13 protein-coding genes are annotated in these 13,966 nt (G+C 38.0%); 3 read left to right on the top strand and 10 right to left on the bottom strand.

Translation table 11 applies throughout. The features are described 5' to 3' along the window. Window positions 1-65 precede the first annotated feature (65 nt). Complete coding sequence (locus NST76_RS05625; RefSeq protein ID WP_016991985.1) at window positions 66-317, bottom strand: phage holin; 252 nt, start codon at window positions 315-317, stop codon at window positions 66-68. 237 nt (window positions 318-554) lie between these two features. Here NST76_RS05625 and NST76_RS05620 point away from each other — a divergent pair, with 237 nt between their 5' ends. Then, a complete protein-coding gene (locus tag NST76_RS05620; protein ID WP_342544724.1) occupies window positions 555-1,544 on the top strand; it encodes an acyltransferase family protein in 990 nt (329 codons plus the stop codon). Between the two features lie 247 nt (window positions 1,545-1,791). Here the strand turns inward: NST76_RS05620 and NST76_RS05615 are convergent, their stop codons facing one another. The 6 genes from NST76_RS05615 to NST76_RS05590 all read right to left on the bottom strand — a co-directional run bounded on the left by NST76_RS05615 (window position 1,792) and on the right by NST76_RS05590 (window position 8,948). Beyond that, complete coding sequence (locus NST76_RS05615; RefSeq protein ID WP_101966378.1) at window positions 1,792-3,147, bottom strand: YjiH family protein; 1,356 nt, start codon at window positions 3,145-3,147, stop codon at window positions 1,792-1,794. Window positions 3,148-4,115: 968 nt separating this feature from the next. Further along, on the bottom strand, window positions 4,116-4,886 hold the full coding sequence (locus NST76_RS05610) for an IucA/IucC family C-terminal-domain containing protein (RefSeq protein WP_342544723.1): 771 nt from the start codon (window positions 4,884-4,886) through the stop codon (window positions 4,116-4,118). Then, the gene (locus NST76_RS05605) at window positions 4,864-5,709 is read right to left on the bottom strand and encodes an ABC transporter ATP-binding protein (protein ID WP_058843946.1); all 846 of its coding nucleotides are present in this window, start codon (window positions 5,707-5,709) and stop codon (window positions 4,864-4,866) included. Before NST76_RS05605 ends, NST76_RS05610 begins: the two co-directional genes overlap by 23 nt. Before the next feature lie 48 nt (window positions 5,710-5,757). Further along, window positions 5,758-6,798 carry an iron ABC transporter permease gene (locus tag NST76_RS05600; protein ID WP_271912550.1) on the bottom strand — a complete coding sequence of 347 codons (1,041 nt, stop codon included), beginning with the start codon at window positions 6,796-6,798 and terminating at the stop codon, window positions 5,758-5,760. Continuing rightward, window positions 6,791-7,807 (bottom strand): iron ABC transporter permease, encoded by a 1,017-nt coding sequence (locus tag NST76_RS05595; RefSeq protein ID WP_036128167.1) that lies wholly within the window; start codon window positions 7,805-7,807, stop codon window positions 6,791-6,793. Before NST76_RS05595 ends, NST76_RS05600 begins: the two co-directional genes overlap by 8 nt. A gap of 133 nt (window positions 7,808-7,940) precedes the next feature. Then, the gene (locus NST76_RS05590; protein ID WP_342535397.1) at window positions 7,941-8,948 is read right to left on the bottom strand and encodes an iron-siderophore ABC transporter substrate-binding protein; all 1,008 of its coding nucleotides are present in this window, start codon (window positions 8,946-8,948) and stop codon (window positions 7,941-7,943) included. Between the two features lie 467 nt (window positions 8,949-9,415). Here NST76_RS05590 and NST76_RS05585 point away from each other — a divergent pair, with 467 nt between their 5' ends. After that, window positions 9,416-9,724 carry a CotD family spore coat protein gene (locus tag NST76_RS05585; protein ID WP_036128170.1) on the top strand — a complete coding sequence of 103 codons (309 nt, stop codon included), beginning with the start codon at window positions 9,416-9,418 and terminating at the stop codon, window positions 9,722-9,724. Between the two features lie 107 nt (window positions 9,725-9,831). On the opposite strand, the gene glnA is transcribed toward NST76_RS05585, so the two are convergent. The 3 genes from glnA to NST76_RS05570 all read right to left on the bottom strand — a co-directional run bounded on the left by glnA (window position 9,832) and on the right by NST76_RS05570 (window position 13,004). Then, entirely contained in the window at window positions 9,832-11,166 is a 1,335-nt protein-coding gene (gene glnA, locus NST76_RS05580) for a type I glutamate--ammonia ligase (protein WP_036128172.1), read from the bottom strand. 55 nt (window positions 11,167-11,221) lie between these two features. Further along, window positions 11,222-11,596 carry a MerR family transcriptional regulator gene (locus tag NST76_RS05575; RefSeq protein WP_036128174.1) on the bottom strand — a complete coding sequence of 125 codons (375 nt, stop codon included), beginning with the start codon at window positions 11,594-11,596 and terminating at the stop codon, window positions 11,222-11,224. Window positions 11,597-11,750: 154 nt separating this feature from the next. Further along, window positions 11,751-13,004 (bottom strand): methionine gamma-lyase family protein, encoded by a 1,254-nt coding sequence (locus NST76_RS05570; protein ID WP_036128177.1) that lies wholly within the window; start codon window positions 13,002-13,004, stop codon window positions 11,751-11,753. Between the two features lie 349 nt (window positions 13,005-13,353). Between NST76_RS05570 and NST76_RS05565 the strand changes: the two genes are divergently transcribed. Further along, complete coding sequence (locus tag NST76_RS05565; RefSeq protein WP_101966381.1) at window positions 13,354-13,959, top strand: trimeric intracellular cation channel family protein; 606 nt, start codon at window positions 13,354-13,356, stop codon at window positions 13,957-13,959. The last annotated feature ends 7 nt before the right edge of the window (window positions 13,960-13,966 follow it).

Below are 13,966 nucleotides of genomic sequence, written 5' to 3'. Positions count from 1 at the left end.
CTTTATCAATTTTCTAACAGTATAACATATTTATCCTTATTGTAAAATTACACTTTTTGTTTAATTTATCTCGGTCTCCTATACATTAAGGCACGCTCACTATCACTGGTGCCTCGTGTCGTTGGATCCACAATAACACCCATTAATACAAGAATGGATAAAACTGTATTTAAAATAGATGACATTTGCTCACTCATTACCCCTGTGAAATCATAGCCAAAAATCGCTGCAACTTGTTGTGCGAGTAAGAGTAACAATGAAAATAGCCCTAGTAGAAATGGAATATGTTGAAGACGAACCTTCCAATTAATTCTCATAAAAGCTCACCTCCCCCCCTCTTGCCACAGTATATGCATAGTGGTTATGTGACACATATGCAAAAATGGAGCTCTCGCCATGTTACTAGGATTTTTTAATAATATTTTGCGGCATAAACTATTTTCAGCCATAGCAAGTAAGGCAGGTTTTATCACGCTAGACATGTTCATATATATAGTTAGGTTGCATTCGGTAACGAAATACCTAACAATTTACTGAAAATGAGGGTGATGAAGATGGTGTATGAGTGGAACGTCTTAAGGGTAGTAGCTTGCCTGAGTATTGTGTTATTACATGCAACGACCAATATTGAAAGTATAAATGGCTATATGGATCAACCCTACTATCAGTTTTTTCGATTATTATTATGTTTCGCTACACCCACTTTTATCTTATTATCCATTTTAATTTTAGCTAAACGCTACCAACATCAGCTACCTCCCCATTTTATAGGACGTCGTTTTCAGTTTATTGTTATTCCGTTTATAGCTGCAGGCATGTTATATGCAGCCAACGCAGCTCTTCATTATGATGAAAGCTTTTTGGAGGCATTATATCGCCATATTATTTTAGGTGATTTTTCGGGTTGGTTTGTCATGACTATTTTTCAACTCTATATTCTCTTCTATATTGGCAAGAAATATCAGGTATCCAGCCTCTGGTTTACGCCCATTATGTTCTTACTTGGCATTTTCTATATGACACTAGCAAATGCCAATATAGATTATTTCATACAAAATGAACATTTTATGCGCCTGCTCTTTGTCGGCTGGCTCCCATATTTTGCACTAGCCTATATTATCGGCAGTCATTATGAAAAAATCGCGCACTACCTCGTCCAATATAAATATTTCACAATTATAGCTGTCATACTTGCAATGGCTATTTTATATATAAATTATTATTTAGGTGCCCAACAGATTACATCAAGAAGAATTGATATTATGCTATTCGTGTTGGCGATGGCGTTTTGCATACTGGCGTTTGCACAGGTTTTGCCTAAGCTCCCTTTTATCCCTATTTTAAGTCGCTATTCCTTTGGGATCTTTTTAATTCACTGGCTAATTCAAGAATATTTAGCTCCCTATAGCGCATTACTACCCACTACTGCTCTTCAAGTCATTTCTCTTTTTCTATCCAGTTTACTTGTCTGTATGCTGCTCATCAAAATCATTTCATTTATCCCTTTTAGTGCTTATCTGATTGGAAAGTCTCATCAAAAATAGCCCTCTCATAATTGAGAAGGCTTTTTAGAAACCTTATTTTGTATAGGAATAGGATGTTTCTGTTGTTTATTTGATTCTTTTTATGAATGGTTGTTCCTTATTCTTTGATTGAAGTGCATCTATTCCTTGTGTTTTAAATTACTTTTTCCAAATTTGTATCTCATTATATCTATTTATGTATACGTAAAAAAGGCAGTTATCATTATCTCATGAAAAATGCCAAGTCGATCTAGACTTGGCATTTTCATTAAAAGAGCATGTGACCAACCAATGCAGCGATTGGTAGGGAAATAAGCGTACGTAATATAAATAAAACGACTAAATCGAAAAATTTCAATGGAATTTTTGTTCCTAAAATAAGTCCACCAACTTCAGACATATAAATTAGCTGTGATACAGAAACAACAGCAATGACAAATCTAGTAACATCTGATTCGATCCCTGCACCTAAAATAGAAGGCAGAAACATATCGGCAAAGCCTACGACCATCGTTTGAGCCGCTTCTGCCGCTTCAGGTAAGCCTAGTACAGTTAGGATCGGCTCAAATGGTTTTCCTAAAATCACAAAGATACTGGTAAATTCAGCAAGCATTAAGGCAATTGTACCAAAAGCCATAACAATAGGAGCAACGCCAACCCATAAATCAATAACATTTCTAGAACCATCTTTTAAAAATTGGCGCGGATCACGATTTGCATGAGCAATAGCAAGTGCATTTTCTAAGCCATGCGACACAGAATTATAGCCCTCTGGCAATTCCTCACGCGAATAGTCTACTGGAGTACCATCGATATACGTATCTTCCTTTTGTGCAAGAGGATAAATTCGAGGCATAATAATCGCTAGTACAACACCGCAAAGTACTACTGTTAAATAATAAGGAATAAAATAGCGTGCCAAGTGGACTGTATCCAATACTACGATACAGAAGGTGATGGAGACAACAGAGAAGCTAGTAGCAATAATCGCTGCTTCTTTTTTAGTATAATTCCCCATCTCGTATTGCTTACTCGTCATTAACACTCCAATCGTTCCATCACCGACCCATGACGTAAGAGCATCAATCGAAGAACGCCCTGGGCTTTTAAAAAGAGGTCTCATGATTCTCACCATCATTGTACCGAAAAACTCAAGCAAACCGAAGTTTGTTAAAAATGGTAAAAGGAAACCTGCGAATAAAAAAATGGTAAATAAAAACGTCACAAGTCCACCGTTTGGATCCATCAATAGCCCACCTGTATTTTCATTGTTGATGGCAGAAGGTCCAAATTGAAAGACAACCATCGAAGCAAAAGTTAAACCTAAAAAGCGAGTAATCGTCCAAAACCAATTGACATAAAACAATGTATCTAAAATACTAGGTTCTTTCATATTTTTTCGAGGAATCCATTTAGCTATAAGTGCGCCAAACGCGGAAATTGCAAACATAATAATCGTAAAATAACTAATGACTGGAGCCACTACACCTGCTAAAATATTTGCTAAAATAGCAATCGGTACTTTCCAGCCCTCATCCGTTAATACAGGGGTCATAAATAGAAAAATACCAATTAAAGAAGGAATGATGAAATAAATATATGTACTAACAGAATACTTTTTCATTTTTGACTGAAACCTCATTTCTTAGTATTGCTTAAACTTGTAACTATGTATGATGCATTCCCCTATTTTATCTTTCACTATACTTCGTTTGCTGTAATATTCTATGAGCTAAACATGTAGTGTTCATTCAATACCTCCCTCCTCTTTCTGTTATAGTACTATTACAAAAACAATGAAGTTTTGAGCTTTAAATAGAAAAACAATGACTCTATTCATGTTTTTATAACATAATCGTGTTATAAAACTATTGTAAACGCAACAACACATATGGTTCAACTCTACAATTTTCTGAATTTTTATACATCATTAGTATAGTTTTTTTCTTTAAAACTAGTATATCAATATTATATTATAATAAACAGAAATTTTAATAGGAAGGAAACGAGGCTGGGAAGAAACTAGATTATTTCGAAAATAGCGAAAATAGATAATAACTTTTCCGCCTCTTTGCATAGTGTTAAAAAACAAAACCATCCATAGCATTTTTGTGACAGGTGAAAATGGATTTCCGTTGCAGGCTACTTGCTTTCCACTCCAATCCATAAAAATGGTACCTTTTTAGCAAAGGTCTTCAAATAAAGTGAAGGGTATTCACTACTCTTTATGAAGAGCTGTTGTCACTCATCACTTCTCTACAATGAAAATAAGAACCTCTATTCTTTAATTATACAAATAATGGGCTATTTTGATCGCTTCGACTAGTATGAAAGATAGAGGGAAAAGACACTTTTGCACATGGTTGATTGGAGGGGAGCCAGCGTCACAGATAAGACCCTAGAGCGGAACGCAGTGAGTGAAGCGGCTCATCGGACGCCCCCTGGAAAGGACGCTGGCGGAACGGAAATCACTCGCTCGCCTTGCTAAAGGTTCTTTTTCTGCTATTGACATCATCTTTTTTCACCAACATGAAAGTGAATAAACCCCACGACTGTTTATTCACTTTGTGGAATTGTCAATGCTTCATGAGGTTAGCCAAGTCTTTTGATTTTGGGACAAGAGATACAAAAGTCATTTGCTTCATCAGAGGTGTGATAATAGAAACAACATGTTTTTCTCAAGCGTATTGGTTGCTCTGATTCCTTGATTGTCACTTTGGGACCACAATAATTTGTCAAAGGATTTTTCCTTTCGCCAAAAAGAGAACCTGGCGCTTGATTGACAATATAGTGATAGTCTTCTTGTAGACGAGCCTTTTCTTGCTCACTGGCCCTTTCGCTTATTTTTGTTTCATATAGCCAATTGACATAAATAGCTGTATTTTCCCATAAGATTGCTTTTGGGATTTTACTTATTTTTGTTAATGACTGCCACACTTTCGCTAGATTACCTGCAAAGATTCCTTGGAGAACCTCATCACGCCATGCTTCACGATCTTGTGTTGGCACTGACACTGAGTCATCGATTAAGCGAATGTTTGGAAGCCATGGTTTCGCATGATCTTCTGCTTCCACCCAAATATTGTCGATACCAACATATAGCCCCTTATCATATCTTGACATAGCATAGAATGCTGAAGCCATTGTTAAGACGCTATAGCGCTTTGCAAATAACGATGCTGTAACTAATGTAGATGTGGAATGAAAGAAAGGTGCTATTTTTTGTAAATAGGCTAAAGCTTGTTCAGTGTCTAATAAATTTTGGGCTAGTAGAGAGTAAGCAGCATCTACCGCTGGCTCAATTGTCAATCGATAATCACGTAATAGTACTGCTTTTTCTTCAGCTGACAGTTGTAAGCTCAACTGACCCTACCTCCTCTAATTTCTCCACCTGAACTGTTCGTCCCTTGCCATGCGGAACACATAAAGGCGTACCAAATAGAGGGTCTCTCATAATCGTACAGTCCATACGAAAGACAGCTTGTACAAGCTCAGGTGTTACCACTTCCTCTGGCTTACCTTGCGCATACACCTGTTTATTTCGCACAGCTACAATGTGATGGGCATAGCGGCAGGCTAAGTTTAAATCGTGTAAGACCATCACGACTGTACGCCCTTCATTTTCATTTAAATCAAATAGTAAATCTAAAATTTCTACTTGATGGGCCATATCTAAATAAGTCGTAGGTTCATCTAGTAAGATAAGATCTGTTTTTTGAGCCAATGTCATGGCTATCCATACACGTTGACGCTGACCACCTGATAATGCATCTACTGGTCGATCTGCAAATTCTGTCATCTGTGTTACCTCAAGCGCATTGTTCACAATTTTTTCATCTTCAGTAGACCATTGCTTTAACCAGCTCTGATGTGGATAACGACCTTGTTTTACCAATTGTTGAACGGTTAGTCCTTCTGGCGCAACAGGTCCCTGTGGGAGAATGGCTAACCGTTTAGCCACCTCTTTCGTTGAAATCGTATCTAGTGAATCATCTTCTAAGAAAATTTCACCCGACTTTGGTTTTTGTAATCGTGCAAACGTTCGTAGTAGCGTTGATTTTCCACAACCATTAGCACCTACTAGTACTGTTATTTTCCCTTTTGGTATTTGAAGATTCAAATCCTCCAAAATAAGATTTTCACCATAACTTACATGTAAATCTTGTGCTTCTAAAACATTTTTCAAAATCCCGTCACCTTCTTCTCACGCTTTTAACTGTTATTTCCTGTAGCTTTATTGATTGCGCGTTCTAAATAGTAAATAAATAAAGAATGGTGCCCCAATTGCAGCCGTAAAGACACCTGTTGGTAAATCCTTTGGTAAAAAAGCAGTGCGTGCTACGATGTCGGCTACGATAACAATCATCCCACCGATTATAGCAGTCACAGGTATCAATCCAGCAAAGGAACGCCCTACAAGCATTCTACTCATATGAGGGGCTACTAATCCAACAAAGGCAATTCCACCAGCAAATGCAACCGCAGAGCCAGCTAGCATCACACTAATGAGTAAAAAAAGTAAACGGTACACTTGAACCTTTACCCCTAGCCCTATCGCAATTTCATCTCCTAATTCCTTCACATTTACTGTTCTTGCCAAAATAAACGTTAGTGGCAATAACAGAGCAACCCATGGTAAAAGCAAATAGACATCCTGCATATTAGCCCCATACAAACTACCTGTCAGCCATAAATAGGCCTTCGTTGTTGCAGCTACATTACTGATCACAAGCAGCATCGTCACAACGGCCTTTGCTAACGCTGAAATCCCAATACCAATAAGCACCATACGAATAGGTGTGACGCCTTTTCTCCATGACAGTAGGTAAATGATAAAGGAAACAATGCCAGCACCTAAAATAGCAGCTAACGGTAAAAATTGAATGCTGACTGACCCCATAAAGTACACGATAAAAATAATCGCCCCCATGGATGCACCACTCGTTACACCGATAATATCTGGAGCAGCAAGTGGATTACGGATAATCCCTTGTAAAATTAAACCAGCAACTCCTAGCGCTGCACCAACTAATAATGCCATCAATACACGTGGGAGCCTTAATGTATGTAAGACAAAATCGTACTCTCCATTACCATAGCCCAATAATTCCCTCACCACTGTGATAGGATGGATAAATTCACTACCTGCAGATAAACCAAGGACTGTGATGATGACTAATAATAAGCTTAATAATAGTAAAATCCAACTAGTTCTTTTGGCTATTTGAAAAGATATACGTTCAGATTTCGTTCGAACTGTCCTATAATTAGACATTTTTCGCTAACCCCTTTCGTGCAATATAAATAAAGAAAGGAGCTCCGATAAAGGCAGTCATTACACCAATTGGCATTTCTAATGGCATGATCACATATCTCGCAGCCATATCAGCTAACAGCAGCAATATTGCTCCTAATACTGCACTGTACGGAATAATCCAACGATAATCCGTACCAACAAGCTGAATCGCAATATGAGGGACAATCAAACCAATAAAGCCAATTGAACCTGCTACAGCAACTGAACTACCTGCAAGAATGATAATAATGAGACCGAGTGTGATTTTCGTAATCATAGTTCGTTGTCCTAAGCCTTTTGCAATATCATCACCTGATTGTAAAATATTTATAGAACGACCCATACCTATTGCCACAACTGTGACCACTAAAATAAACGGTAAAACTGGTATAAGCATGTCAATGCTACGACCTGATACAGATCCCGCTAACCAAAAAAGAACACTTTGTAAGCCTTGTTCATCAATCACTAAAAGCCCTTGCGTAAACGAGACAAATAGAGCTGTAATCGCTGCACCAGCTAATACTATTTTAATCGGTGTTAAACCATCTCTTCCTAATGACCCTAGGAAAAATACCATAGCTCCCGCAGCACCTGCACCTAAAAAGGCAATCCACATATAGCTCATTAAAGAATTGATGGAAAAAAGAGTAATGGCACTAACAATAAAAAATATCGCCCCTGCATTAATCCCTAAAATATCAGGAGCTGCTAAAGGATTTCTTGTTAATGCCCGCATTAATGCTCCCGCGATGGCAAGACTTGCGCCAACTACTGTAGCGATCACAGCTCTTGTAAATCTCGATGTCCGAATAATAACATGCTCCTTATTAGCAGCATCAAAATGAAAAATGGCATCATAGATTGACGAGAAGGGTATGGACGTTTGACCAATAGCTATGCTGATTAAAAATGCCAGCAAAAGGATCAAACAACTGATGAATAAGCCTACTTGTTTCATCGAGGTACTGGAAAGAATAATTCTCATTTTACGCCAACTTTCTTGATCCACAATTTATCTTATGAAAGGGATTGTAGGTTTCTAATATGTCCAATCCCTATAATGAGAGGGCTGTCATTCAAGTATTCTATAACACTTTCAACAGCCCTAGTCTCTTTTACTATTTTTCTAATTCAAACTTGTCATAAATATCGTCTAGCATTAAATTAGCACTAATAAGTCCACCAGCTAGATTCCAATTAATTTCATCTACTTGATAAACTTGATTTGCCTTCACAGCATCAAGCTCTTTCCATAGTGGATGGTTTGTCCACTCTTCATAATTTTTCTTGACTGCGTCATCATTTTCCATAAACATATAAATAACATCGGCATTCATTTGTGTAATACTTTCTTTATCCGTTAGCTTCACGATTTCCAATGAGTCATCTGTTAAATTTTTAGGACCTTGGAAGCCAAGCTCTGACAATATAGAACCTGCATATCCTGTTACATAAATACGTGCATGGTCTGCTCTGAAGTTAACAACAGAAACATGGAATGGCCATTTATCGCCAAGCTTCTCTTGAATTTTTGTTTGGAAATCAGCAACTCGTGTATCCCAATCTCCTAGTAACTCTTTCACCTTTTCTTCCTGATCCATTGCTTGACCCATCATTTCAGCTGTTCCCTTGAAATCAAAAACCGTTTCATGAGCAACTGTCGGTGCAATTTGTGATAACTGATCATAAATTTCCTCATGACGCACTTTCGATGCAATGATTAAATCTGGTTTAAGTTTTGCAATTTCTTCAAGATTAGGTTGCGTTTCTTGTCCAACAATCGCAACGCCATCTAAATCTTTTTTCAAATAATTATAAAAAGGTGCTTCAGCCCAAGATTCTACTGCCCCCACTGGTTTAATGCCCATCGCTACTGCTACATCTGTAGCCCCTTGGTATAGCGTAACGATTTTTGTAGGTGTACCTTCAATTGTGGTAGTGCCCATAGCATGTGTAATCTCACGGCTAGAAGATTCTTCTGTGTTACTTTCTTCTGCTTTGTCATTTTCTTGTGAACTACTACCGTTCGATGCTTTATCTCCACATCCCACCAATAAAAGTGAGAATGTTAAGAATAGCGCAAAAAGAATAGAAACATTTTTATTGCGTAGTGATAATTTCGACATACATTTCCTCCTAAAATATAATCAATAATGATATTCATTATCAATTAAAGAGTATACTGTACGACCGTTTTATTGACAATATCTTTTTTTTCAAAAAACATACTTTTTTAATAATTTTTTATCTTGATTAGCCTACAGCTCCCTCCCATATAGTTTAGAAGGTGTAGGATTTTTGTATTTATTATGAAAATTTCGTCGCAATGATGCTGAGGTGTAATAGATAATTGACTAAAATTCATGGCATTTATTTAAAACAATAGCTCTAAGCAATGTCATTTTGATGTTGGGAGAGGCTTTCAGTAGCTGCTTCTTTCACCCAATATGTATCTAACCAGCTATAGATTTTCTACCATTTCAGCGACTTGTTAGATTTACCTATTCAATAATAGGCAAATAAATAGACCCTATCGACGTATATCTCATATCTTAATAATGAACTACAACTTATCAAAACAGGAGGTAATAACATGTTTCAACGAAGACGCCATCCGGCAAAAGGTCCACACTGCTGTCCGCCACAAACAATGCCAACGCAATTTGATCCACCACAATTTTTACCACCAGAGCAATATGTTCGCACAAATTATATCCATACGGTTGTTCCACATGTACAACCAGCACATGTCACAACAGTAAATAAACATATGATTGATCATCAATACTATTTCCCATGCACAGAGTCTGTTGTTAATGAATGCTGTGAAACACATACAATGTGCGGTATGCCACCTAACCCTTGTCATATGCCACACCATCGTAAACATATGGGCCGTTAACAATAACGATGGGGTGCCATGCTGCCCTATCATGTTCTGGAACTATAGACAAAAAAACGAGTACCTTCCAAGTGAAGAGGCACTCGTTTTTTTATTTTTATTAATTCTTAGTACATTTTTAAATATTGATCGCGTTCCCATTGATGAACGGTTGTACGGTACATATCGAACTCGATTTCTTTTGCTTCTTTAAAGTTTGCGTAAATATGCTCACCTAAAGCTGCTTGCGCTACTTTATCTTTAGCAAGTAATGTTAAAGCATCATCAAGTGCTGCTGGTAAGTTTTCAATACCATTAGCTTGACGCTCTTCTTCCGACATCACATAGATATTGCGATTAATAGCTGCTGGTGGCGTTAAGTTTTGACGAATACCTTCAAGACCTGCCTCTAAAATAACAGCCATTGCTAAATATGGGTTTGCTGAAGGGTCCACAGAACGTACTTCTACACGAGTTGAAAGTCCACGTGCTGATGGGATACGAATTAGTGGTGAACGGTTTTGCGCAGACCATGCTACATAACATGGTGCTTCATAACCAGGTACTAGACGTTTATAAGAGTTTACTGTTGGATTTGTTACAGCTGTGAAACCTTGTACATGTGCAAGAACACCCGCCATGAATTGCATAGCTGTTTCAGAAAGACCTAATTCTGTAGCTTCATCATAGAATGCATTTTCTTTACCTTTAAATAGTGACACGTTAAAGTGCATACCAGAGCCTGCTTCACCAAATAATGGTTTTGGCATAAATGTAGCGTGCAAGCCATGTTTACGTGCAATTGTTTTAACAACTAATTTGAAAGTTTGAATGTTATCACAAGCTGTAACAGCATCGGCATATTTAAAGTCAATTTCGTGTTGTCCTGGAGCTACTTCATGGTGAGATGCTTCAATTTCAAAGCCCATTTCTTCTAGCTCTAATACGATATCACGGCGGCAGTTTTCACCAAGATCTGTTGGAGCTAAGTCGAAGTAACCACCATGGTCATTTACTTCTAACGTTGGTTCGCCTTTTGCATCTAATTTGAATAAGAAGAATTCTGGCTCAGGCCCTAAATTGAAGCTTGAGAAGCCCATATCTTCCATTTTTTTAAGAATACGTTTTAGGTTGTTACGTGGGTCACCAGCAAATGGTTCGCCTTTCGCAGTGTATACGTCACAAATGAGACGTGCCACTTTCCCTTTTTCAGAAGTCCAAGGGAATACTACGAAAGTATCAAGATCAGGATATAAATACATATCAGATTCTTCGATTCGAACGAAACCTTCAATAGATGAGCCATCAAACATCATTTTGTTTTCTAATGCTTTGTCTAATTGACTTACAGGAATCTCAACATTTTTGATTGTGCCAAGAATATCTGTAAATTGTAAACGAATAAAGCTTACGTTTTTTTCTTCGATGAGACGTTTAATGTCCTCTTTTGTGTATTTACCCACAGTTTTCCACACTCCTATAATTTGTCTAGCTTTTATGTTTACCCTACCCTATTTATTAATAGAATCGAGATAAATCCCCTCGTCGGATGGATGATTTTTGCATGCGCTGAGCTTGACGCATTTCTTCGCGCATGATTTGGCGTAATTCTGAATCACTTAAATCTTGTTCATCTGTAGCAACAGGATCTTTCTTTTTAGCAAATAATTTTTTAATCTTCGCCATATTCATACCCTGCTCTAAGTAGTCTTTAATTTCAAGCAATGTGTCGACGTCATTTAATGAAAACATTCGACGATTGCCTTCTGTTCGGTGCGGCTCAATTAAATGGTGTTCTTCATAATAACGAATTTGTCGTGCCGAGAGTTCAGTTAATTGCATCACAATACTCATTGATAATAACGGCATAGTTCGTCTAATTTCACGACTCATTTAAGTCCTCCTCCAATACCCGCTTATCATATAACGAAATTTTTTCACTGTCAACCAACCATGTGAGGTTTCCTAACATGTAAGGCGTTATTTTTTTCAATCCGATAGAAAATTGTAAAAAACTATTCAAATTTAAGGTTTATTTATTTTCATATTACTTTTTTTGAATGGCTTGAACAGCACTACAAATAGCAAATTTAACATGTTCATATGTTAGTCCACCCTGGATAAAGGCTGTATATGGTGGACGGATTGGACCATCTGCTGTCAGCTCAATGCTGGAGCCTTGAATAAATGTTCCCGCAGCCATAATGACATCATCTTCATAACCAGGCATATAAGCTGGTTCTGGAGCATAATGGGCATTTATTGGAGAATTGGCTTGTATTTCACGACAGAAGGCAATCATCTGCTGTGCAGTTTGGAAGGAAACGGATTGGATTAAATCCGTACGATTTGCATCATAGCTTGGAGAAGTGCTCATTCCGATTTCCTCCAGCATAGCTGCTGTAAAGATCGCACCTTTTAAGGCTTGTGATACGACATGTGGGGCTAGGAAAAATCCTTGATAAAAATCTCCTAATGTATTTAATGTTGCCCCTGCCTCTGCCCCAATACCTGGAGATGTCATACGATACGCACATTTCTCTACTAAATCTGCACGGCCAGCAATATAGCCACCAATTTTCGCCAATCCTCCACCAGGGTTTTTAATGAGTGAGCCTGCCATTAAATCAGCACCAACCTCTGTTGGTTCCTTCGCCTCTACGAACTCACCATAGCAGTTATCTACAAAAATAACGGCATGTGGGGCTAATTTGCGCACCTTTGCGCACATATCAGCAATTTCTGCAATCGTAAAGGATGGACGTGTCGCATAGCCTTTCGAACGTTGAATGGCAATCATTTTTGTTTGCGTAGTAATGGCTGCTTCTACACCTACCCAATCAATTGCTTTATTTTCCACTAAATCCACATGTCGATAGCCTATTTTATAATCTTTCAGTGAACCGGTATCTTTGTTACCACCATCGACAATGGATTGCAATGTGTCATATGGCTGACCAGAAATATAAAGCAGCTCATCACCAGGACGAAGGACACCGAATAGACTAAGCGTGATTGCATGTGTTCCTGAAATAATTTGTGGTCGTACAATGGCAGCCTCCGCCCCAAAAACTTCCGCATAAACACGCTCTAAATTATCGCGTCCCTCATCGTCATAGCCATAGCCATTGGATGGATGTAAATGATAGTCACTTACTTGATGCTTGCGAAATGCTGCTAGCACCTTCTGTTGATTATAAAACGCCATTTCTTCTACCTTTGCATGATAGGGTCGAACTTGCTCCTCTATTTTTGACGCTAAGGATAGCGTTTGTGCTGATAAATTAGATGTAAACGTCATTCTTTTCTTCTCCATTTCACAATTGTCCCGCATTTCAATCAGTAAGATCTATCGACTCTCTAAATTGACTTCACTCATTCTAGAATTCCCTAAATAACTACTGGTATATCAACGCTTTTGACGAATGTTTTTCTTTATTTCAATAACATCTTATCAATTTGTATGAACCCCTGCAAAACTTGCCTATTGTTTCTAAGCGAATTTTACGCTAAGCTAATGTGCGGACTTACTTCAAGAAGCGTATGTAATGACTGATTTTGGCTATTAAATTCATAGATTCTGTTACGTCAAAAAAAGTCTTTTAACTTTTAAAAAAGAAGTTCATTTATTGATAGAAGGGGTGAAAGGGATGGCTTGGGAGGTTTTTAGTATTATTGGAACAATTGCCTTTGCTATTTCTGGGGCAATCATTGCCATGGAAGAAGAATACGATTTATTCGGTGTATATATACTCGGTATTGTCACTGCTTTTGGTGGAGGAGCTATTCGAAATTTACTCATCGGACTGCCTGTCACAACCTTATGGGGACAGGATATGATGTTTCAAATTGCACTAGCTGCGATTACGATATTTTTTATCTTCCCGCATCATCTGATTCAGCATTGGCATCGTTGGGGCAACTTCACAGATGCCATTGGCTTATCCGCATTCGCTATTCAAGGTGCACTCTATGCAGTGAAGCTAGATATGCCAATTAGCGCAGTCGTTGTAGCTGCTGTTTTAACAGGTTCAGGTGGTGGTATTGTGCGAGATTTATTAGCTAGACGGAAGCCGCTAGTTCTCCGTGATGAAGTCTATGGTGTTTGGGCTGCTCTCGCAGGGCTTGTTATCGGATTTGAAGTTTTGACTGGAGACATTTTCCTTTATGTATTATTTGCAGTGATTACAGCATTACGCATTCTTTCCTATATGATGAAGTGGCGTTTGCCTTTGCGTAAGTTGAATCGGGCATAGATACTGT

The organism is Lysinibacillus sp. FSL W7-1291 (assembly GCF_038593415.1).
Classification (GTDB): Bacteria; Bacillota; Bacilli; order Bacillales_A; family Planococcaceae; genus Lysinibacillus; species Lysinibacillus fusiformis_D.
This window is presented reverse-complemented; position numbering and strand designations above follow the sequence as displayed.